The sequence below is a fragment of the Micromonospora saelicesensis genome (assembly GCF_900091575.1).
GTDB classification, from domain to species: domain Bacteria; phylum Actinomycetota; class Actinomycetes; order Mycobacteriales; family Micromonosporaceae; genus Micromonospora; species Micromonospora saelicesensis.
The window spans coordinates 265,567-285,689 of record NZ_FMCR01000007.1; the positions used below are offsets into that span (position 1 = coordinate 265,567).

19 protein-coding genes are annotated in these 20,123 nt (G+C 70.8%); 4 read left to right on the plus strand and 15 right to left on the minus strand.

Annotated features, from left to right (window positions below; genetic code table 11):
- Positions 1-221: 221 nt before the first annotated feature.
- From GA0070561_RS27640 to GA0070561_RS27685, 10 genes are all read right to left on the minus strand, one after another.
- The gene (locus tag GA0070561_RS27640; protein ID WP_244166458.1) at positions 222-1,610 is read right to left on the minus strand and encodes a serine/threonine-protein kinase; all 1,389 of its coding nucleotides are present in this window, start codon (positions 1,608-1,610) and stop codon (positions 222-224) included.
- 189 nt (positions 1,611-1,799) lie between these two features.
- Entirely contained in the window at positions 1,800-2,693 is an 894-nt protein-coding gene (locus tag GA0070561_RS27645) for an SGNH/GDSL hydrolase family protein (protein ID WP_091406964.1), read from the minus strand.
- Between the two features lie 202 nt (positions 2,694-2,895).
- The gene (locus tag GA0070561_RS27650) at positions 2,896-3,510 is read right to left on the minus strand and encodes a dihydrofolate reductase family protein (RefSeq protein ID WP_091406967.1); all 615 of its coding nucleotides are present in this window, start codon (positions 3,508-3,510) and stop codon (positions 2,896-2,898) included.
- A gap of 109 nt (positions 3,511-3,619) precedes the next feature.
- Complete coding sequence (locus GA0070561_RS27655; protein ID WP_091406969.1) at positions 3,620-4,123, minus strand: GNAT family N-acetyltransferase; 504 nt, start codon at positions 4,121-4,123, stop codon at positions 3,620-3,622.
- Positions 4,124-4,354: 231 nt separating this feature from the next.
- Positions 4,355-5,767 carry a glycoside hydrolase family 62 protein gene (locus GA0070561_RS27660; protein WP_091406971.1) on the minus strand — a complete coding sequence of 471 codons (1,413 nt, stop codon included), beginning with the start codon at positions 5,765-5,767 and terminating at the stop codon, positions 4,355-4,357.
- Between the two features lie 186 nt (positions 5,768-5,953).
- The gene (locus GA0070561_RS27665) at positions 5,954-7,039 is read right to left on the minus strand and encodes a hypothetical protein (RefSeq protein WP_141710470.1); all 1,086 of its coding nucleotides are present in this window, start codon (positions 7,037-7,039) and stop codon (positions 5,954-5,956) included.
- 57 nt (positions 7,040-7,096) lie between these two features.
- A complete protein-coding gene (locus GA0070561_RS27670; RefSeq protein ID WP_091406976.1) occupies positions 7,097-7,540 on the minus strand; it encodes an OsmC family protein in 444 nt (147 codons plus the stop codon).
- A 25-nt stretch (positions 7,541-7,565) separates the two neighbouring features.
- Positions 7,566-9,305 carry a multicopper oxidase family protein gene (locus GA0070561_RS27675; protein WP_091406979.1) on the minus strand — a complete coding sequence of 580 codons (1,740 nt, stop codon included), beginning with the start codon at positions 9,303-9,305 and terminating at the stop codon, positions 7,566-7,568.
- Entirely contained in the window at positions 9,302-9,754 is a 453-nt protein-coding gene (locus tag GA0070561_RS27680) for a DUF6220 domain-containing protein (protein WP_091406981.1), read from the minus strand. Before GA0070561_RS27680 ends, GA0070561_RS27675 begins: the two co-directional genes overlap by 4 nt.
- 10 nt (positions 9,755-9,764) lie before the next feature.
- Positions 9,765-10,760: a carboxymuconolactone decarboxylase family protein gene (locus GA0070561_RS27685; protein ID WP_091406983.1), complete on the minus strand. Its 996-nt coding sequence runs from the start codon at positions 10,758-10,760 to the stop codon at positions 9,765-9,767.
- 144 nt (positions 10,761-10,904) lie between these two features.
- On the opposite strand from GA0070561_RS27685, the gene GA0070561_RS27690 reads away from it, so the two are divergent.
- The 3 genes from GA0070561_RS27690 (at position 10,905) to GA0070561_RS27700 (ending at position 13,544) form a co-directional block, all read left to right on the plus strand.
- On the plus strand, positions 10,905-12,035 hold the full coding sequence (locus GA0070561_RS27690) for a sensor histidine kinase (protein ID WP_244166459.1): 1,131 nt from the start codon (positions 10,905-10,907) through the stop codon (positions 12,033-12,035).
- A gap of 25 nt (positions 12,036-12,060) precedes the next feature.
- Positions 12,061-12,723 (plus strand): response regulator, encoded by a 663-nt coding sequence (locus GA0070561_RS27695; RefSeq protein WP_091406986.1) that lies wholly within the window; start codon positions 12,061-12,063, stop codon positions 12,721-12,723.
- 107 nt (positions 12,724-12,830) lie between these two features.
- Positions 12,831-13,544: a hypothetical protein gene (locus GA0070561_RS27700; RefSeq protein ID WP_091406987.1), complete on the plus strand. Its 714-nt coding sequence runs from the start codon at positions 12,831-12,833 to the stop codon at positions 13,542-13,544.
- Between the two features lie 13 nt (positions 13,545-13,557).
- Here GA0070561_RS27700 and GA0070561_RS27705 read toward each other — a convergent pair whose 3' ends face one another.
- The gene (locus GA0070561_RS27705) at positions 13,558-14,325 is read right to left on the minus strand and encodes a class I SAM-dependent methyltransferase (protein ID WP_091406989.1); all 768 of its coding nucleotides are present in this window, start codon (positions 14,323-14,325) and stop codon (positions 13,558-13,560) included.
- 132 nt (positions 14,326-14,457) lie between these two features.
- On the opposite strand from GA0070561_RS27705, the gene GA0070561_RS27710 reads away from it, so the two are divergent.
- A complete protein-coding gene (locus GA0070561_RS27710; RefSeq protein WP_091406992.1) occupies positions 14,458-15,984 on the plus strand; it encodes a gluconokinase in 1,527 nt (508 codons plus the stop codon).
- On the opposite strand, the gene GA0070561_RS27715 is transcribed toward GA0070561_RS27710, so the two are convergent.
- The 4 genes from GA0070561_RS27715 to GA0070561_RS27730 are packed head-to-tail and all read right to left on the minus strand — an operon-like array spanning position 15,962 to position 20,077.
- Complete coding sequence (locus tag GA0070561_RS27715) at positions 15,962-16,852, minus strand: ABC transporter permease (protein ID WP_091406994.1); 891 nt, start codon at positions 16,850-16,852, stop codon at positions 15,962-15,964. The two genes, GA0070561_RS27710 and GA0070561_RS27715, sit on opposite strands and share 23 nt — an antisense overlap.
- Positions 16,852-17,751, minus strand: coding sequence for an ABC transporter permease (locus GA0070561_RS27720; RefSeq protein WP_091406996.1), 900 nt, complete (start codon positions 17,749-17,751; stop codon positions 16,852-16,854). Before GA0070561_RS27720 ends, GA0070561_RS27715 begins: the two co-directional genes overlap by 1 nt.
- The gene (locus GA0070561_RS27725; protein ID WP_091406998.1) at positions 17,748-18,860 is read right to left on the minus strand and encodes an ABC transporter ATP-binding protein; all 1,113 of its coding nucleotides are present in this window, start codon (positions 18,858-18,860) and stop codon (positions 17,748-17,750) included. The genes GA0070561_RS27720 and GA0070561_RS27725 overlap by 4 nt, the downstream gene beginning before the upstream one ends.
- Positions 18,857-20,077 carry an ABC transporter substrate-binding protein gene (locus tag GA0070561_RS27730; protein ID WP_091407000.1) on the minus strand — a complete coding sequence of 407 codons (1,221 nt, stop codon included), beginning with the start codon at positions 20,075-20,077 and terminating at the stop codon, positions 18,857-18,859. The genes GA0070561_RS27725 and GA0070561_RS27730 overlap by 4 nt, the downstream gene beginning before the upstream one ends.
- Positions 20,078-20,123 lie beyond the last annotated feature (46 nt).

Below are 20,123 nucleotides of genomic sequence, written 5' to 3' on the forward strand. Positions count from 1 at the left end.
TGGCGGCCTCGGTCGTCACGCCAGTCTGCGTTGCGCAGGCAACCGCCGTCCGTCTCGGCGTCCATGACGGCCTCGGGCCGACCCCGCTCGACGTGCCCTTTGCTCTGCACCCGCCGAGGCACCACCGGCCTACAGCTGGATGGCGCTTCCGCAGGTGCAGAGCAAAGGGCGGATCTTGCGGCCCGGCCCAGTCACAAGACCGGGGTCGCCGCCGCCGTCCGCTACGCCTGCGGCACCGCGGTCTCTCCTCCGGCCGTCGATTCCTCCGCCGTCGATTCCTCCGCCGTCGGTTCCGACGTTGAGTCCGCCGCCGGGTCCTCCGTCGTCTCCTCAGTCGGTTGCGCTGTCGTTCCGCCCGTCGGGGCTGCTGTCGGGGCCTCCGTCGGCTCCGCAGGAGCGCTCTCGGACGCGGTGGGATCGGGCGCATCCCCAGTGCTCCCGCCGGACGGCGTCGACGGATCCACCGTCCCCTCGGCTCGGGTGGGCGTCGGGGTCGGGGAGCCGGACGCTCGGACCGGCAGGCCCGCGGAACTGCGGGTGGCTGGTTCACCGCCGCCGACGCCGGGGCCTGGTTCCCGCTGCGGCGGCACCGTTGGCGACACCGCGGGTGGCACCACGGGAGGCGTCGACGGGCGCCCGGTCGGGCCGGGCATGATCCCGATGGGATCGGCGAGCACCAGGACGGCAGCCGCGGCGGCCAGGGATCCGAGAAGCACCGCGAGCGCTCTGGGCCCAGGAGTGACGGCCCGGCTCACCGTGCCGCCCGGGGCCGACCGCCGGGCACCCGTGACCTCGGTCCGCACCCCGATCTCGGTCGCCCCGGTCGCGGTGGCCAGCAGGTGGTCGGACGGGGCCGCGAGTGCCTGCGCCGCCCCGGCCATGGCCGCTGCCGTCGGAAAGCGGTCTGCGGGCTCCTTGGCCATCGCGGTGGCGACCACACGCCGGACCTCCGCCGGAATGTCCTCGGGCAGCGGCGACGGTTCCTCTTCGAGATGCCGCAGCGCCACCGCGACGGCATTGTCGCCCTGGTGCGGCGGTCGACCGGCGAGGCAGTGGTAGACGACAGCCCCCAGCGCGTAGATGTCGATCGCCGGTGTGGTCTCGTTCTTCGCGACCTGCTCGGGTGCCATGTACAGGGCGGTGCCGACGATCTGGTTCGCTGCGGTCAGGCTCGTCGCTTCCCGCGTCACCGCAACACCGAAATCGACGAGTACGACGTGTCCGTCCGGCTCGATGATCAGATTGCTGGGTTTGACGTCACGGTGGACGACACCGGCGTCATGCGCGGCCTGCAGGGCACGGGCGGCCTGCGCGGCGATCGACATCGTCTCGGCCACGTCCAGCCGGCCGACCTCGGCGATCCGCTCCGACAAGGGCTGCCCCTGCACGCATTCCATCACGATGTAGGCGAGGACCGGCGCTCCGGACCGAGACACCTCACCGTAGTCGTAGACCTGAGCGACACCTGGGTGACGCAGGGCTGCCATGGCCCGCGCCTCGCGCCGGAAGCGCTCACCGAAGCCGCCGTCGGTGGCCAACCGAGGTTGCAGCATCTTGACCGCCACGCAGCGGTCGAGGGTTTCGTCGACCGCCCGCCACACGTCACCCATTCCGCCGCTGGCGATGCTTTCGACCAGGCGGTAACGGTCTCCGATGACTTGCCCTACATTCGGCATAGCTTTCGGTACCCCGGACTCCTCGATCTCAAGCACAGCGAGTCTGGGCACCGCCACGGCGCATCGCAGGAGTGACCCGCCCCGCCGCTGCCGGCGGGGCGGGCTCGGCCGTTCACGGCTCGGTCAGCTGTTCAGCCTGGCAATCAGGGCGGTGGCCATGCCCTGCTCACCTCGGGCGTTGGGGTGGAACGGCGCGGCCGAGTTCTGCGGCACCAGACCCTCGACCCACCGGGTGCCGCTGCCCTTGCACGCGTCGCGGCCGATCGACGGGGTGTAGACATCGGCGTAGGTGGCGCCGTTGGCGCTCGCGACGCTGGCCAGCATCGCGTTGAGCGACTTCTCGACACCACGCAGGTACGGCACGTCCTGGTAGGCGATCGGAACGACCGGCCAGCAGCCGTAACCGCTGTCCGGCAGGATCGCCGGATAGCCGAGCACCACGACCCGCGCGCCCGGTGCGGCCTGCCGGACCGCCTGGAGCACAGCGGTGATCTTCGGCGTGGCGGCGACGATCCTCGCCTGCAACTGGTCGACACCTCCGGCGGTGTACCGGTTCTTGCACGGGGATCCGAGCGGGCTGCTGACGCTCGCCTCCGCGCAGTCGCCGATGATGCCGGAGAAACCGATGTCGTTGCCGCCGATCTGCACCGTCACCAGCGACGTGTTCGACGTGACCGCGTTGAGCTGCGGCGGCAACGTGATGCCCAGTTGGCCACTACCGCCGTAGAGGATGTCCTCCGTGGTGGCGCCGGAGCAGCTCACGTCGGCGAACGACGACGAGCCGGCGGACGCCGCCACCAGCGACGGGTAGTTCCGGTTGGACCGCAGACAGTTGAGGTCGACCTGGGTGGGGATCAGAGGACCTGCGGTGTACGAGTCGCCCAGCGCGACGTAACGGCCGGTGGGCACAGCGGCGCTGGCGGGGGTGGCGACGGTGAGCAGCACGCCGGCGGTGGCCAGCGCGAGTGCGGCCAACCGGGTGGCTGCCCGCAGGCGGGGCAGGCGGGGACGGGTCATGGCGCCTCCCAGGAGGGATCAGGGGTGGTGGTGCCCGAGATCCTGTCGCCGTCGACGCCCACCGTCAATATCGATGGACCTCACTAAATGCCGGTCCGAAGTGTGGGATGAATCGGTGGTGGTCAATTCGGTGGTGCGTACCACCGGGCGCCGGTGACCCGGATCCGGGAGCGGCCGGCGCAGCGGCCGTCCCGAAGCGCGTCTAGTTTCCGGCTGGCACCTGGTCCTTGATTTCGTCGTAGCCGACCGGAGTCGGTGCCGTGCCCGGCGCGTAGATCACGCGGAGGACGCCGGTCGGGAACGCCTCCGAAGTCACCAGTCGCAGGTGGTACGCCACGTCGCCATCGTCGAACAGCTTGCGGCCCTTGCGCGCGGCCACCGGATGCACGAGCAGACGCAGCTCGTCGACCAGGCCGGCGGCGAGCAGTTGCTGCACCACGGAGATCGACCCGGGGATGAGGACTCCCCGGACGCCGGCATCGGCCTTGAGCGCGGTGACGGCGTCGAGGAGGTCCCCGTTGATCAGCTCCGAGTTGCGCCAGGAGAACTCCAGCGGCTGGCGCGACGCGACGACCTTGCGCATGTCGCCGAGTTGCTTGGCGAACGGCGCGTCGTCGCCACCCGCGGCCTCCCGCTCGGGCCAGGCCCCGGCGAAGCTGTCGTACGTCTCGCGGCCGATGAGCAGCACATCGGCGGCGTCATAGTCCTCGGTGACTGCGCGGCCCATGTTCTCGTCGAAGTACGGGAAGTGCCAGTCAGGGTCGATCTCGGCCACACCGTCGGCCGAGATGAACAGCGTGGAGATGACCTTTGCCATCGCGAGGGATCCCTTCGAGTCGGGTGATGTCGGTAGGTCGACCGGCGCATCGTCCCAAACTCGTCAGCCTCAGGCCGCCCCGAATGGTGCGTGTCGTATCCCGTGATTGTCAGCCAGACGTCACGGGAGCGATCCAATGCCACGTTTCGAGCAGCTTTGGCTGCCCCAACCCATTCGTCCTCTCGACGACGTCATCGTCGCTCCGGACGTATCCGGCGGACTCAGCGACCCGCTGCGAGGGCACATTGCCCTGCACGATGCTCAGCCGCAGCCGGGTGAAGCCAAGTTCTTCGTGGCAGAAGGTCGTCATCAACCGCAGAGAACGCGACGCCAGGCCTCGGCCGCGGTGCGCGGGGCCGATGGCGTACCCCAGCACCCCGCTCGCCACGTGCAGTGCGACGAGGCCACGCGGCTCCCCGTCGTCGCGCGTCACGGCCAGGTCGACAATGTCCTGGGCGCGGCGCCGCCGGATTCTGACCAGAAAGGCGTCCGCGTCGAATGGAGAGGGAATATCGGTGTTCGCGGCGATGTCCGGCGCGTCGAAGAGGCCCGGCATGTGCGGCAGATCGGCGTCGAGCCAGTCCCGCAGCACAATCCCCTCCCCTTCCAGCACGAGAGGGGAGGCGATTGGATCGACCGCCGACGAAATTGTTGACTCACAGCTCACACGACATCCTTACACGGACGCCGCCGGCGGCCTCAGCGCTGCCGTTGCTTGATCGACTCGCGTTCAAGAAAGTCGCGGCGTCAGGACGACCGGGATACCGCGACTTCCATGAACCCGAGTGGTGCGGGCGGGCTCGGCGTGACGCCGAGCCCGCCCGTCGGGGTCAGTCGAGCGTGATCAGACCGGGCGCTGCAGGGTCAGCAGGCCCGGCCGGTACGGCAGGAGGCCGTAGTCGCCGCCGGAGCTGGGGGAACGGCCCTGGTAGAGCAGTTGCAGGTTGCAGGGGTTGACGGTCATCGTCTGGTCGGCGTTGGTGCGCAGCAGTTCGCCGTGACTGATGTCGTTGGTCCAGGTGGCGCCGCTGTTGGCCTTGCCGGCGAACGGGTTGCTCTCGCTGGTGGCCTGCGGCGTCCACGAGCCGCCGAGGCTGGTGGCCGTGAACGAGCGGAAGTAGCGGCCCTGCGAACCGATCGCCTCGACGATCATGAGATAACGGGTCTGGCCCTGGAGCTTGTAGACCTGAACGGCCTCGAAGAGGTTGTTCGTGGTGTCGCTCATGATGGTCGTGTAGTTGGAGCCGAAGCTGCCGGGGAAGTTCCCGATCGGCATGCTGGCCCGGTAGATCTTGCCGTTGTCACCGGCGAAGAACAGGTACATGTTCTGGTCGTCACCGATGACCGCCTGGTCGATCGGACCGGTGCCCGAACCGGTGATGCTTCCGCTGAACAGGGTCTGCGCCGCCGACCAGCCGTTCGGATTGGTGGGGTTGGTCGAGGTCCGGTAGGAGAACGCGGGCCCACCCCACTGGTAGGCGAGCACCCAGATGTTCTTCGGCGCGAAGTAGAACAGTGACGGCGCGACGGTAGCGTTGTTCATCGCGTTCTGGCTGGCCGAGGCCATCTGCGAGTAGTTCGTGAAGAGGCCGAAGTTCATCGAGCCCCACCGGGTGCCGTTGTCGTGGGTGGTGGCGTAGACGAGTTGCTGGCCGTTGTAGGGGGCGACGGTGAAGTCCTTGAGTGACACCCAGCCCGACCTCGGGGTCGCCAACACCCCGGTGGAGGACCACCGGTACGTCGACGGAAGGTTGCACGTCGGCGGATCGGTCGGTGGGTCCGTCGGTGGGTCCGTCGGCGGATCGGTCGGCGGGTCGGTCGGCGGGTCGGTCGGCGTCGTGCCACCGGTGCAGGTGACACCGTTCAGGGCGAAGCTCGCCGGTGCTGGGTTGCTGCCCGTCCAGGACCCGTTGAACCCGAACGACACCGTGCCGTTGGTCGGGACCGCACCGTTGTAGCTCACGTTCTTCGCCGTCACCGCCGACCCGCTCTGCGTCAGCGACGTGTTCCAGGCCTGCGTCACCGTCTGCCCGGCGCCGTACGACCAGGTCAACGTCCAACTGCTCAACGGATCACCCAGGTTCGTGATCGCCACGTTGGCGCCGAAGCCGCCCTGCCACTGCGACGACACTGCGTAGTTCACCGAACAACCCTCAGCCGCGGCACCAGCTGGCAGCGCCGCGACAACTGTCGACGACAGCAGTAAGCCGACGCCGGCCGCAACCAGACCAACATTGGTGGCTCTGGATCTGGTCATGTAGCACCCTCCTCGCGGGACGGCGGCCCATGCATTGGTGGTGGTCATTGTGCGGTGACCGGTTGTGAGCGTTAACAGGCCGCGTCAGGTATGTTACGGGAGCGCTCCCATACCCTCAACAGCATCTATCCCTCGTTCTCGCTTACGTCGACTTCGCCGCTGCGGCTGACCCGGCAGGCACCTTCCTCAGACGACGGTGAGGGTGAGGACACCGAACTGGTTGGCCCGCTGCACGTAGTGCGGCAGATACAACTTCCACGTCACGCTCAGCTCACGCCCGGCCCGCATCGAGGCCGGCACCTCGGCGACCATTTCGAAGACGGCACTGCCGCCGGCGGGGATCTGCGGGAGCGCGCGGCAGTTCAGCCGGTACAGCTGGGCCGAGTTCACCGCGTCGTTCGTCGCGTCGCCGAGAGAGAACCGTTCCATCAGGTAGCCCGGGCAGGGGTCCAGCGCGAGAGGGCCGTCGGTCGGGTTGCCCAGCGTCACCCGGTAGGTGAGCCGCGACCCGGCGACGGCCGTCGCCGGCCCCTGGACGGCGACGGTGAGCTTTTCGAGCGGCGAGGACGGGGGCTTCGACACCGCCACCGGCTCGGTGAACCCACTCGCGGACAGCGTCCCCCGCGCGCGGGGATGGACCCCCTCCCCCTGCGGACAGCCCGGGCGCTCGTCGGCGGTGACAGGTGCGCGCAACCTGCCGCCATCGTGCGGCAGCTCGATCGCGAGCTCCAACGACCCCTTCACGGGCTGACAGAACGGCCCGGACCAGTCCAGGCGCAGGCTGGCGTGGCCGCCGGCCGGCACGGCGACCACCCGGGTGCGGCCCTCCTCGTCGATGCCGTGGGTGTAGAGCATCGGGATCTCACGGCCACCGGCGAGCATGGTCGTGGGCACCTCGCCCTGCAGCGTGCACTCGACAGTCGACGAGTTCCGCACGTCCACTTCGCCGATGAGCTTGCCGATGGCGGCGTCGAAACCCCGAGGCGTCTCACCACCGGTGCCGGGCCGCGTCCAGGTGGTCAGGCGGCCGGTCAGCTGCTCCGCCCGGCACGGTTCGCTGCCGGCGGCCGGCGTTCTCGGCGCGGCGGGGCGGCCGTTGAGGTCCTCGCCGGTGATCTTCAGGTCGGCCCAGGGCACGCTGCCGTCGGCGAGCAGTTCGGTGGGTGCCGGCTCCGCGACCGTCGGGTCCGAGCGACCCGGCTGGGCGTTCGGGTCGGCGCACGCCGCCACCACGGTGAGGACGATCAGCAGTGGCACCAGTAGTCGACGCATGCCGTCACCCTCACATGAACGAACCGCACGGGCCTGAGTAGCCGTGCTCAGCGCCGATCAGTCTCCGGCGGGCCCGGGGCCCTCGGCGATCGCGACGGGAGTGCCGAGCTCGACGGTACGGGAGACCGTGCACAACCGATCGTGCGACTGCTGCAACGACCGGGGCAGCGCCGCACGGGCCGCGTCGCCCTCCGCGCCCTCCGGGAACGTCACGGTGAACTCGACCCGCAGGTTCTGCATCCGGTTTCCGCCGGCCTCGTCCCGGATCTTGTCACCGGTGACGGCGACGGCGAACTCGGTCGGCTCGGCACGACGACTGGTGATGTGGTCCACGTCCACTGCGGTGCAGCCGCCGATGGCGGCCAGCAGCAACTCCACCGGCGTGAAACTGTCGTCCTCGCCCGTGCCCAACGACACCGACCCACCACGGGAGTTCCGCACGACGTAGTTGCCCAGGCTGGTGCGCTCGATCGCCACCGAACGGAAGGTGTCCTCAGTCATGACAGAAAACTACAGGCCTCCGCGATCACGAGTACATGAGATGCAGCGTCATCCCGGCATCGGCGTGCGCCAGGTTGTGGCAGTGGTTGGCCCACATTCCCGGGTTGTCGGCCCGGAACGCCACCTCCCACACCTCGCCCGGACGGACGTCGAACGAATCCAGCCACAGCGGGCTTCCGGCCGCCAGCTCGCCATCGCGGGCCAGCACCAGGACGTGGTGGCCGTGCAGGTGCCACGGGTGCACGATCTGCGACCGGTTGACGATGGTGAACCGTACGACGTCACCCCGGCGTACGACCTGCGGTGGGATGTCGGGATCAGCCTTGCCGTTGACGGTGTGGGCGTACCGCGGTAGCAGTCCGCGCAGGTCGAGGCCGCGATCGAGGACGAGCGTGAACGTCTTGTCGAACCGGGACCAGGGCACCGCAGCGGTCGCGCCGTAGCCGAGCGGATCGAGTACCGGCCAGGCGCCGGTAGCCGTCGACACCGGGCCGGTCGAGTAGACCGCCCGCCCGTCGACGAACAGCGCCACCGGGGTCGCCGGCGCGTCGAAGACCAGGTCGTAGCGGCCCCCGGCCGGGATCAGCACTGCGGTGTCCACCAGCGGCGTCGGGCCGCGCAGGTCGACGCCGTCGATCGCGGCCACCCGGAACGCGGTCCCGGCCAGAGCGTACCGGTGCGTCGTGCTGTCGGTGTTGATCAGCCGCAACCGCACCGGCAGGCCGGCCTCGACCTTCTCCACCTTCGGCGCGGGCAACGGACGGCCCGCCAGGGTGTGCACCGGCACTGCGACGTCGAGGCCGGTCACCGGGCCCGGTCGCACCACCAGCACGCCGTAGAGACCCATCCGCACGCCGACGTCGGAGGCCGAATGCGTGTGGTACCAGTACGTTCCGGCCTGGTCGGCGCGGAACCGGTAGACGAACTCCTGCCCGGGCCGCACCGCCGCCTGCGTCACCCCGGGTACCCCGTCCTGATCGTTCGGCACGTCGTACCCGTGCCAGTGCACTGTGACGCCGCGCCCGATGTCCCGGTTGCGCAGCGTCACCTCCACCACGTCGCCGACGGTGGCGGTCAGTTCCGGTCCGGGGACCTGCCCGTTGAACGCCCACGCCGCGACGTTCCGGCCGCCCGCGTCCACCGTGGCGGTTGCGGCGGTCAGTGTGAACCGCCGGGTGGGTTCGTCGGCGATCCGGGCCGCCGGGAGACCATGATCATGCGGTACGGCGGGCGCGGCACCCGGGGCGACGGTCAGCCCGGTTCCGGTCAGCAGCGCCGCGACCGCCACCACGAGGGCCGCTCGGGACACCGTCCGGGACGGGCGCGCACCGAGCGCACGTCCCGAGATCACCGTGGCCGCCGCGACTCCGGCGACTGCGAGCAGCCCCGCGCCGGCCGACGCCGGATAGCCCTGCAGGATCGTCACGAGCAGGGCGCTGCTCGTGGCGTACCCGGCGAAGAGCAGCGGAACCGCGACGGCCCGGATGTCGCCCGGGGCCCGCAGCAACCGCGGACCGGCGACGCCCAGCGCCGCGAGCGACAGTGGGGCCGCGATGAGGACCTTCTCCGCGGCGAACCACCAGCCGGCGCGGGCGAGGGCGGTGATCGTGATCGCGCGGGCGAGCGTGGCGAGCAGGGCGACGGCCGCCAGTCCCAGCGCGAGCGGGCGGCGGCGGGCGGCGGACGCGGCGCCACCGCCCAGCCAGGCGGCGGCCGCGAGGACCGCGATCACGAGGTCGGCCACGAGCAGCGACCCGGTGGTCACGCCGGCTCTCCTTCCCGCGTGACCAGCCGGGCCGCGCCGGCGGGAACCGGGGCGGCCAGCTGTCGCGCCGCCCGATGGACGCCGACCACGACGTGCACCGCGATGATTCCGTTGAGCGCGTGCAACCCACCGATGGTCAGGCCGAGCGGGGTGCTGACACCCGACGCGTCGGTGGACGCCTCGGCCAGCATGGCGATGAGCGGCTGGAGGACGACGAGGCCGATCGGCAGGATCGCCAGGCCGACGATCTTTCCCGGCGCCTTCGCCAGCGCGGCGAACACTGCGGTGAGCACTGTGAGAATCGGGATGACCGCCATGCCGTTGACGCTGTGCAGCGCGTACGCGTCGTCGCCGGCGGGTCTGGTGAACCCGCCCACGGCGGCGAGGACGAACTGCACGGCGAACGCGACGAGCAGTACGGCGCTGACGATGACGAGAGCCTTGCGCATGGGTTACCTCCTAGAGGCGCGCCGAGGCGAGGGCCCGGGCGACGTGATCGGTGGCCGTGATCGCCCCGTACGCGACCAACCGCACGAGGTCGGCGTCGGCGGGGTGGGAGAGCCGCCAGAGAGCGACGTCGCCCGGGCTGATCGCGCTGGGCGCGAACGCCGCCAGCAACGCGATCCGCGTCCCGATGCGGTCCGTGCCCGGCACGTCCCGCACCAGGTCGACGGCCCAGTCCGCGGGCCGGGCCGGGAACCGCCCGTCCTCCCAGCGCACGGTGGCCGTGACGGTCTGGCGCGCCACGTCGCCCAGCAGCAGGTCCCCACCCCGGGCGGCGGCGTCCCGCAGTGACGCGTAGGCGATGCCCACCGGGCTGTCCCCCGCCCAGGCGGGAGGTGATGCCGTCGGGTCGGCGTCGAGGAGCGGGAGGCTTCGGCCGGGCTCCTTCGACTCCCGGGCCGCCTTGGCGTAGAGCCGGCCCCCGACCGAGCGCACCAGTGGGGAGCGTTGCAGGCCGCCGGGGAGCAGGTCGGGGTCGAGCAACGCGGAGACGACCCGGTTGATGAAGTGGAAGGCGAGCAGGGTGCCGGTGATCTCCGGGCCGTGGGTGCTGGTCCAGTCGGCGGCTCTGGGGCTGCGGCTCGCCTGCGCCCAGCCGACGAGCTGGGCGTGCCTCGGCTCGGTGGGCGTCTCGCCTCGGGCGACGGCCTCGGCCAGCTTCGGTGCGCCCAGCGCGTGCAGCAGCAGCACGTGGGCGTCGACGCAGAACTGACAGTGGTTGGCCCGGGACACCGCTGCCGCGACGAGTTCGCGCTCGACCCGGGGCGCGTCGCCGGCGAGCAGCGCCTCCCGCATCAGCGCCCAGGTCGCGGCCAGCACCTCCGGCACGGCCGAGAGCGCCTGGAAGGTCGGCAACGGCCCGAGAAAGTCGTCGCGCATCTGTTGGTAGACGGCCGCGGTATGGCCGGTGGCCGCCCTCGTCGGCGTGGGAGTGAAGAAGCGGTATGTCATGGGCTCGATGCTTGTTCCGGCGGGCCGGGAAAACGTCGTGCCGCCGCAGACACTTGCCCCGCCGCTCATACCGCGTCCGTGGTACGCCGCAGGTACCACGCGCGCGGGATGCTCCACCGACGACGGCCGTTCTACAGTGCGACCATGCGCCGCGACCTCCCGTACGCCCTCGGCGGTCTCGCCCTCGGCGTCCTCCTGCTCGGCAACGCCGTGCTCACCCCGGACGCCGCGCCGGTCGAGGTGCTCGACGTCGCCCTGGTCCTCGCCACTGTGGTGGCCCTGGCGGCGTGCCGGCGCTACCCGGTGGTGGCGCTGGGCGTGGTCACCGTCGCCATGCTGGCCGTTCACGTCCGGGTGCACCCCGGGGTGTCCGCCGCGTTCCCCGTCCTCTGCGCGGTCTACGTGAGCGCCTGGCAGGGACACCGGTCGGCCGCCGCGGTGGCCAGCCTCGCCTTCCTCGGTAGCTTCCTGGCCCGCGACATCTCGATGGCGCCGGCCGGCCGACCAGGCCAACTGGTCGCCGAGCGGACGGCCCTGCTGCTCGGCTGGTTCGTGGCGGCCAACGTCGCCGGGCTCGTCGCGCGGCAGCGCCGGGCGTACCTGGAGCAGGTCGAGCAGCGGGCGATCGAGGCCGAACGCACCCGCGAGGAGATGGCGTTGCGGCGCGCCGGGGAGGAGCGCCTGCGCATCGCCCGCGACCTGCACGACTCCCTGACCCACAGCATCTCGGTGATCAAGGTGCAGGCCGGGATCGCCGTGCACCTGGCCCGCAAACACGGCGAGGAGCCGTCGGCCACGCTGCTGGCGATCCAGGAGGCCAGCGGCGCCGCGATGCGGGAACTCCGTACGACCCTCGACGTCCTCCGGGCGCCGACCGACGGCGATCGGGTCGGGCTGGCCCGGGTGGACGAGCTGGCCGAGCGGACCCGGGCGGTCGGCGTGCCGGTGCAGGTGACCGTCACCGGCCAGCGCGGGGACCTGCCCGACGAGGTCGACCAGGCCGGGTACCGGGTCATCCAGGAGGCCCTCACCAACGTGGCCCGCCACGCCGGGCCCGCGACAGCGCACATCCAGGTGGAGTACGCCCCGGCGGGGCTGACCGTCGCGGTCACCGACGACGGTCAGGCGTCGCCGGCTGAGCCGCTGACCCCGGGCGTGGGCCTACGCGGCATGCGGGAGCGGGTCAGCGCCCTGGGCGGCACGCTGCGGACCGCCGCGCACGACGACCACGGGTTCACCGTACGGGCCACCTTCCCGCTGGACGGCCCGCGATGACCTCCCGCAGCGGGAAGGAGCCGGGATGATCCGGGTGCTGCTCGCCGACGACCAGGCGCTGATGCGAGCCGGCTTCCGGGCACTGCTCGACGCCGAGGACCACCTGGAGGTCGTCGGCGAGGCGACCGACGGCACCTCGGCCGTCCACCTGTCGCGGTGTCTGCGCCCGGACGTCGTGCTGATGGACGTGCAGATGCCGGGCCTCGACGGCATCGAGGCCACCCGGCGCATCGCCGCCGATCCCGACCTCGCCGCGGTCCGCGTGCTCATCCTCACCAACTACGGGCTCGACTCCTATGTGTTCGCCGCCCTCCGCGCGGGCGCCAGCGGCTTTCTCCTGAAGGACGCCGACCCCGCCGACCTGCTGCACGCCGTCACCGTCGTCGCACGCGGTGACGCGCTGCTCGCGCCGACCGTCACCCGCACACTGATCAGCGAGTTCGTGGCCGGTCCACCGCCGGCCGTGCCGACGGCCGGACGCGACGTGCTGACCGCCCGGGAGCAGGAGATCGTCGAGCTGGTCGCCCGTGGGCTGACCAACGACGAAATCGCCGCGCGCATGGTGATCAGCCCGCTGACCGCCAAGACACACGTCAACCGGGCCATGACGAAGCTGCACTGCCGCGACCGGGCGCAGCTGGTCGTGTGGGCGTACGAGTCGGGGCTGATCACGCCGCGTCGGCGGTGATCGCCGTCTCCGAGGCAGGAGTCGATCAACCCCCCTTGGGAACATGAGGGAGGGTCGACGCACTAGCATTGCCGCCGTCCGCGACGGCTCTGCTGAATCGAGGCGACATGCGTTGGCTCCGTCGATTGCTGGGCGGTAGGAAGGTCCAGCTCGACCCGGGACGCCAGCAGGCGCTGCTGCACGACGTCCAGTCCCGGTACGGCCCCCACGCGCGGATCCGGTTCAACGAACAGGTCGAGGCGCTCACCGGTTCGCTCGACAGTGACGACGGCCTGGTGGTGGCGACCCGGATCGTGAGTCAGGTCGCCGATGAGGCCCACGTGGACCTTCAGGCCCAGGCCCAGGAGATCCACCGACGGACGGGCCGGCGACTGCTGGTGCACCGCCGTAACTACCGGCCGCTGTGGAAGGAGGCGGGCCCGGCCCTGCGCTGGCCGCTGTTCGCGTTGCCGTGCGGCTTCCACCCGTACGCGCAGGTGGCCGCCGCCGTCACCGTGGTCGGCAACCGGGCTCCCCGGCTCGACCGGGTGACCGACCCGAACCCGCTGGTGACCCGCGTGTTCGAGGTGCTCGACCTGACCACCTCCGGTTGGGAGTACGGCCGGGTGCGGGTGGACACCGACGCCGCCACCCTGGCCGATCGACTGATCGTCAGTGCCGGGCAGGTCCTCGCGGCCATGGACGACCCGCCGCGACTGCCGCCCGCGGTCCGTGAGCTGATGCGTCGCAACAACACCGTCGCCGTGCACGACCCGTCCGGCCCACGGGCGGTGGGCGGGATCAACCTGGGCGCGCGGATGCGGGAGCAGTTTCTGGTCTGAGCGCCCTCGGGGGCTAGTGCTCGGGGCGTCGACGCGCGAGATGCACGATGACGTCGGCGGAAAGCTCGACCGTCTCGGGCAGGACCTGTTCGATCTGGGCGAAGACCTGCTCCTGCTTCGAGGTCGGCAGCTCGAGATACGCCGAGATCGTCGACAGATGCCCGACGTAGTCGCGTGCACTCATCGTCAGCCGACGCTCGATCACGGTCTGCTGCACATCGGTGAACCACTCGGCCCGTTGAAGCTCGGTGCCCGGCCACTGCATGGCCTGTCCCGGGGGTGTGCCATCGGGAGAGGGAATCTCGTCGCTGTCCAGGAAGGGTGCCCGGGCGACGCGGACAGCGTCCGCCACCGCCGGGTCAACCAGCTGGGTCGGTCCACCGAACGAGGCGAACACTCCGCCGGGTTCCAGCAGCGCGGCCACCCGTGACCATCGCCCCTCCGGTTTCGTCCAGTGCAGTGCCGCTGCCGCGTAGACCAGGTGGTACCTCGCGCCCGGCCGCAGGTCCTCGAATGCGGCCCGCACGGTCCGGACGCCTGCTGGCACGTGCCTGCGCAGCTCGGCGAGCATGGCCCCGTCCGGCTCGGTCGCGGTGACCGTGACGCCCGCTCCGGTGAACAGCCGGGTCGCCTTGCCGGTGCCGGCGCCGATCTCCAGCGCCGATCGAATGGGCCGACCCGCGTACGTCAGCACCAGGTCGACAAGCTCGGCGGGGTAGCCCGGTCGGTGCCGCTCGTATCGTTGGGCCACCATCCCAAAGCTGAGTGCGCGAGCTGGCATGCCGACAATCCTGTCACCCCGCACGTCGGTGATGCCTGATCTTCCAGGCAAACGGGTCGGCTACGCGCAGCCGTGACGACAACTGCGCGCAACCGCTTGCCGGCCCGCCGAACACCGCTCGACCATGTGCGGATGGGGCCGGAGCGTCGGGTGATCGTCGGAGTCGACGTGGGCACCACTGCCGTGCGGGCTGTCGCGTTCGCGTTGGACGGCACCGCACGACACGTCGCGACGCGGGAGTACCCACTGCTTGAGCCGATGCCCGGCTGGCAGGTGCAGGAGCCGGACGTGCTGATGGCGGCCACAGTGGCGGCGATGTCCGCGTGTGTGGCCGGCACCGCCGGGGCGGAGGTGGTCGCCGTCGCGCTGAGCTCCGCCAGGTACGGGCTGATCGGGCTGGACGCGGCCATGGCGCCGGTGACGCCGCTGCTGACCCGGCGCGACGCGCGGTCGTCGGAGGCGGCCCGTGAGTTGCGGTCGTCCGGCCAGAGCCGGGAGCTGCACCGGTTGACGGGCACACCCGTGCACCCGATGAACCCGCTCTGCAAGCTCCTGTGGTTCGCCCGCCATGAGCCGTACCTCTGCACGGCGACACGGTGGTGGATCGGCCTCAAGGACTACGTGGTCCATCGGCTCACCGGGATGTTGGTGACCGAGTTGTCCTCGGCGTCCGGCACCGGGATGTTCGACGTGCACCGTCGGCTGTGGAGTCCCGCCGTACTCGATCTTGCCGGGGTGTCCGAGAGTCAGCTTCCCCCGGTGCTGCCCACGACGGCGGTGTTGCGGTTGTCGCCGGCGGCCGGGCGCGCGGTCGGCCTGCCCTCCGGCACACCGGTCGTCGTCGGCGCGGGAGACGGTCCGTTGCGTAGTCTGGGCGCGGCGGCGATCGACCCCACCGTCGGTGGCCTGACGCTCGGGGCCACCGCGGCCCTGCGGACGGTCGTCGGGGCTCCCCTCACCGACCCGGCGGAGACCTTCTCCTGCGGTGCGCTGACCGACGACGCCTGGGTCGTCGGCGGCGCGCTCAGCAACGGCGGCAACGTCGTACGGTGGGCGGGACGCGTCCTCGGTGACGACCGCGCCGCACCCGCTCTCCTGGATCTCGCCGAGCGGATCGCACCAGGCAGCGACGGTCTCGTGATGCTGCCCTACCTGCGGGCCGACGAGGCCCCGCCGCAGGGCTGCGCCCCGCCGGGCGCGTTCCTGGGCCTGCGCAGCGAGCACTCGCGCGGCCACCTGGTCCGGGCCGCCGTGGAGGGCGTCTGCCTGCAACTCGCTGGTGTCCGTGACCGGCTGGCCGAGCTGACGCCGATCGACAGCGTCCGCCTGACCGGCGGCGCCTTCGGGTCGCCGCTGTGGCGCGAGGTGATGGCGGCGGTGCTGGACTGCCCGGTCCGCATCGCGGGTGTGGCCGACCACGTCACCCTCGGCGCGGCGACCCTCGGGCTCTTCGCGATCGGGCACACCGCCGATCTTCAGGAGGCGGTCACCCAGCTCGATCCCGAGGTCGCCGGAGGCGAGCCTGTCGCTGTGGACCCGGCTCTCGCCGCGGCCTACCGCGGTCTGCGGACGAGGCTGCCCGCGCTCCTCACCGTCGCGGGTCGCCTGGGCGAGATCCTCGACGCCAGCACCGGCCTCAGTGCTCCGGCTCGTCCTTGACCTGGGCCACCAGTTGGGTCGGGTTGACGTAGCGCAGCGCGACGACGAGCAGGACCAGCATCATCGAGGTGTAGATGACCGCCATGGCGTCGACCGACTGCTGAGCCCTGATCCCGGACGCGGACATCGAGTAGTAGAGCGCCACCACAAGGGTCTGCGAGTCCGGCCCCGCGGTCAGGAAGGTGAGTTCGAACATGCCCACGGTCCGGACCAGCACGAGGATCGCGGAGGCGAGGATGCCCGGCACGAGCAGCGGCGTGAGGACCCGGAGGAACACCGTCCGCAGGCCCGCGCCGCACATGCGCGCGGCGCTCTCGATCCTCGGGTCGATCTGCTCGATGAACGGGGTCATGGTCAGGATGACGAAGGGCACCGACGGCACGAGGTTGGCGAGCACCACGCCGGACATGTGCCCGGCCAGGCCGAACTTGTAGAGGACTGTCGCCAGCGGGATGCCGTACGTGATCGGGGGCATCAGAATGGGCAGCAGGAACACCAGGAAGATCAGCCGTTTGCCCGGGAACGAGCGCCGCGCGAGGGCGTAGGCGGCCGGCACGCCGATCACCAGCGAGAGACCCACGACGAGTACGGAGACCTCCAGCGTCACGACGATGACCTGCAGGAGCGCGAACTCGTCCCAGGCTCGGGCGTACCAGCTGGTGGTGTAGCCGTCCGGGAGCCAGGTGTCGAACCAGCGCTGGCCGAACGAGCTGACCAGCACGGACGCCACGACGCCCAGCAGGTTGAGGAAGAAGAAGATGACGACGCCCCACACGATCCAGGCGGCCGGGCGCGCGGCGATGCGCCGCCGCCGGTCGGTGCTGGTGGCGGGGGGCCGCGCTGGTGGGGCCTGGGTGGTCGTTGCCATCAGCCCTTGCCTCCCGTGGAGCCGGTGTAGAAGCGGCTACGAGCGGCCAGTACCACCGCGATGACGACCAGCTCGACGAAGCCCATGATCATGGCGATCGCCGACGCGTACGGGTAGTCGTACTGCTCGTAGGCCGCCTGGTAGGCGGCGAGGGAGATGACCCGGGTCTCGCCGGCCGGGTTGCCGACCAGAACGGCCGACGGGAACACGCTGAACGCCAGGACAAATGTCAGGCAGAAGGTCGTGGCGAGGCCGGGCATCAGCAGCGGCAGGGTGATCCGGGTGAACCGACGACGCCAGTCCGCGCCCAGCGTCGCGGCCGCTCGTTCCAGGGTCGGGTCGATGCCGGACAGGTACGAGAGCACCAGCAGGAACGCGAACGGAAAGCCGGTGATCACCAGCGAGAAGAACACGCCCCAGTAGTTGTGGGTGAGCCGAACCGGCTCGTCGACGAGGTTGCTGGCCAACAGGATCCGGTTGAACCAGCCGGTCGGGCCGAGGAAGTTCAGCAACCCCTGTGCGGTGAGGACCGTGCCGAGCGTGATCGGCACGACCAGCAGCGTGGTGACCAGCCGCTTGCCCCGGAACCGGCCGCGCATCCGGTAGGCGATCGGCACCGCCGCGAGGACGTTCAGCAGCGCCGCGGGCAACGCGATCCGCAGCGTGATCCAGATCGTGCCCCGCTCGTAGGAGTCGGAGAAGAACCGGGCGTAGTCGCTGAACGGCCCGCCAGTGGTCGGCTGGAACGAGAGCGTCAGGCCGTAGAAGAACGGGTAGAGGAACAGGGCGATGACGAAGACCAGGGCCGGGACCAGCAACCAGAGCTGACGATCGACGCCCCGTTCGGCGAGACGGTGCTGCCAGTGCGCCAGCGGCCTCCCGGGCCCGGCGCCGCTCACCGCGTCGCCCCCGGGGCGTCGGCGAGGCGGTCGGGCTGCGTCGACGCGTCGGCGGGATAGACGAGCAACCGCTGCGGGTCGACGGCGAGCTTGACCTGGTCGCCCGGCGCGATCCGCTGCTCGGTCCGCAGGTGCAGCAGCAGCCCGCTGTCGGTGCGGGCCTCGGCGGCCAACTCGCGGCCCTGGTACTCCACCACCTCGACCGTCGCCGACATGGCGTTGCGGGTCTCGCCGGGCCCGTCGACGCGGATGTCCTCGGGGCGTACCGCGACCACGGCGTCCGCCCCGGGCTGGAGGCCCCCCACCACCTCGCCGAGCAGGCGATGGCCGGACGACTCGACGGTGGCCCGGGCGCCTTCGGACTGCTCCACCCGCCCCCGCCACAGGTTGCGGTAGCCCATGAAGTCCGCGACGTGCCAGTTCGCAGGTCGGGTGTGCAGCTCACGCGGCGAGCCGATCTGCTGCACCCGCCCCTCCCGCAGCACCACCAGTCGGTCGGCCAGGGACAGCGCCTCCTCCTGGTCGTGGGTCACGTAGACGGTGGTGAGCCCCAACGACTGGTGCAGCCGGCGGATCTCGGTCCGCATCTCCAGGCGCAGTTTGGCGTCGAGGTTGCTCAACGGCTCGTCCATCAACACCAGGGACGGCTCGAACACGACGGCACGGGCGATGGCGACGCGTTGCTGCTGGCCACCCGAGAGCTGACCGGGCAGCTTGTCGACGTGGTCCTCCAGTCGCACCAGCCGCACCGCCTCCTCCGTACGCCGGCGCGTCTCCTCCTTGGGCAGCCGCCGCATCCGCAGTCCGAAGGCGATGTTCGCCCGGACCGTCAGGTGCGGAAAGAGGGCGTAGCTCTGGAACACCATGCCGAAGCCGCGCCGCTCCGGTGGGAGCGTGTCGATACGGCGCTCGTCCTGCCAGATGCTCCCCTCCGTCAACGGCAGCAGCCCGGCCAGGCAGTTCAACGCCGTCGACTTGCCGCAGCCGGACGGGCCGAGCAGGGCGATGAACTCCCCCGCCTCGATCGTCAGGTCCAGCTCGGTGAGCGCGGCCTGGCCACCGAACCGGCGGGACACCCCGTCCAGCCGCAGCTGGGTGAAGGCGCTCATCCCTGCTTGACCTTGCCGCCGCCGATCTCACGGTCCCAGCGGCTGAACGCCGCCACCAGGCTCTTCGCGTCGAGCGGGACCTCGGTCGGGTTTCCGGCGATCAGCGCGTCGTACTCGGGGCGACCGAACTCCCGGATCGCGTCCTGGCTCTTCTGCGGCGCAGACGAGAGCTGGACCTCCTTGATCGCCGGGCCCGGGTAGAAGTAACCCTCGTCGTACGCCTTCGCCTGCTGTTCAGGGGTGAGCATGAACGCCAGCAGGGCCAGCACCGCGGCCTGGGTGTCGGTCGACACGCCCTTGGGCAGGACGGCGTAGTGCGCGTCGGTGACCCAGTGGAAGCCGTCGATCGGGGTGATCCTGGCCTCCTTGGGCACCGTGCCGAGCACCCGCGGGTTGATGTCCCAACCGGTCGTGCTGACGATCAGGTGCGCGGTGCCGTTGGCGAGGTTCTTCATCGTCTCGGTGGTGCCGGACGGGTAGTAGTCGACGTACTGGCCCAACTCCTTGAGGAAGGCCCACGTCTTGTCCCAGCCCGCCGTGGGGTCCTTGGGGTTCGAGTCGCCCAGGATGTAGGGCAGACCCATCAGGAACGTCCGGCCCGGGCCGGAGTTGGCCGGCCGGGCGTACTGGAATTTCCTGGGGTTGGCTCTGGCCCAGGCGAGCAGCGCGTCCGCGCTGGTGGGTGGCGTCGCCAGGCGGGACGGCAGATATTCGAGCAGCGGACCCGACGGGTAGTAGGTGACGGTGACGCCCGCGTTGCCGGCGAGCTTCTGCATCGCGGCGGCCGGCTCCAGGTAGTTGCTCATGCCGCCGAGACGGTCCTGGAAGGTCGGCAACACGTCGATCCAGAGCCCCTGCTCGATCCCGGCGGCCAGGCCGTCGACGCCGGTCAGCACGAGACCGATGTCCACCCGGTCCGCCCCCTGCTGGGCCTTGATCTTCCCGGCCAGCTCGGGCGCCGGCGCCTTCGAATAGGTCACCCGGGAGATCACGTCGGGGTTCTTCGAGACGAACTCGTCGATCATCCCTTGGGTCAGCTGGAGGTTGCCCGCCACGTCGAGGACGTTGAGCGTGACGGCCTTACCGGGCCGCTGTGGCACCTCACCGGTGCTGTCGCCCTTGTTGTCGCCGGGGGCCTCGGGTGCCCCACACCCGACAGTGCCCACCAGGAGCGACGATGCCGTGACCAGGAGAGCGCCGCGCCGCGAGATACCCATGAGCCGTTCCCTCCGCCAGGTGTCATCAGTGCTGATTGAGGCAGCC

Coding starts and splice junctions, on each gene's coding strand:
- GA0070561_RS27680 (WP_091406981.1), bottom strand. CDS start 9,754: ATGCGCAAGGCTCTCGTCATCGTCAGCGCCGTACTGCTCGTCGCGTTC.
- GA0070561_RS27730 (WP_091407000.1), bottom strand. CDS start 20,077: ATGGGTATCTCGCGGCGCGGCGCTCTCCTGGTCACGGCATCGTCGCTC.
- GA0070561_RS27645 (WP_091406964.1), bottom strand. CDS start 2,693: ATGACCCGTCCCCGCCTGCCCCGCCTGCGGGCAGCCACCCGGTTGGCC.
- GA0070561_RS27650 (WP_091406967.1), bottom strand. CDS start 3,510: ATGGCAAAGGTCATCTCCACGCTGTTCATCTCGGCCGACGGTGTGGCC.
- GA0070561_RS27660 (WP_091406971.1), bottom strand. CDS start 5,767: ATGACCAGATCCAGAGCCACCAATGTTGGTCTGGTTGCGGCCGGCGTC.
- GA0070561_RS27665 (WP_141710470.1), bottom strand. CDS start 7,039: ATGCGTCGACTACTGGTGCCACTGCTGATCGTCCTCACCGTGGTGGCG.
- GA0070561_RS27705 (WP_091406989.1), bottom strand. CDS start 14,325: ATGCCAGCTCGCGCACTCAGCTTTGGGATGGTGGCCCAACGATACGAG.
- GA0070561_RS27710 (WP_091406992.1), top strand. CDS start 14,458: ATGGGGCCGGAGCGTCGGGTGATCGTCGGAGTCGACGTGGGCACCACT.
- GA0070561_RS27640 (WP_244166458.1), bottom strand. CDS start 1,610: ATGGGTGACGTGTGGCGGGCGGTCGACGAAACCCTCGACCGCTGCGTG.
- GA0070561_RS27695 (WP_091406986.1), top strand. CDS start 12,061: ATGATCCGGGTGCTGCTCGCCGACGACCAGGCGCTGATGCGAGCCGGC.
- GA0070561_RS27670 (WP_091406976.1), bottom strand. CDS start 7,540: ATGACTGAGGACACCTTCCGTTCGGTGGCGATCGAGCGCACCAGCCTG.
- GA0070561_RS27725 (WP_091406998.1), bottom strand. CDS start 18,860: ATGAGCGCCTTCACCCAGCTGCGGCTGGACGGGGTGTCCCGCCGGTTC.
- GA0070561_RS27685 (WP_091406983.1), bottom strand. CDS start 10,760: ATGACATACCGCTTCTTCACTCCCACGCCGACGAGGGCGGCCACCGGC.
- GA0070561_RS27690 (WP_244166459.1), top strand. CDS start 10,905: ATGCGCCGCGACCTCCCGTACGCCCTCGGCGGTCTCGCCCTCGGCGTC.
- GA0070561_RS27715 (WP_091406994.1), bottom strand. CDS start 16,852: ATGGCAACGACCACCCAGGCCCCACCAGCGCGGCCCCCCGCCACCAGC.
- GA0070561_RS27700 (WP_091406987.1), top strand. CDS start 12,831: ATGCGTTGGCTCCGTCGATTGCTGGGCGGTAGGAAGGTCCAGCTCGAC.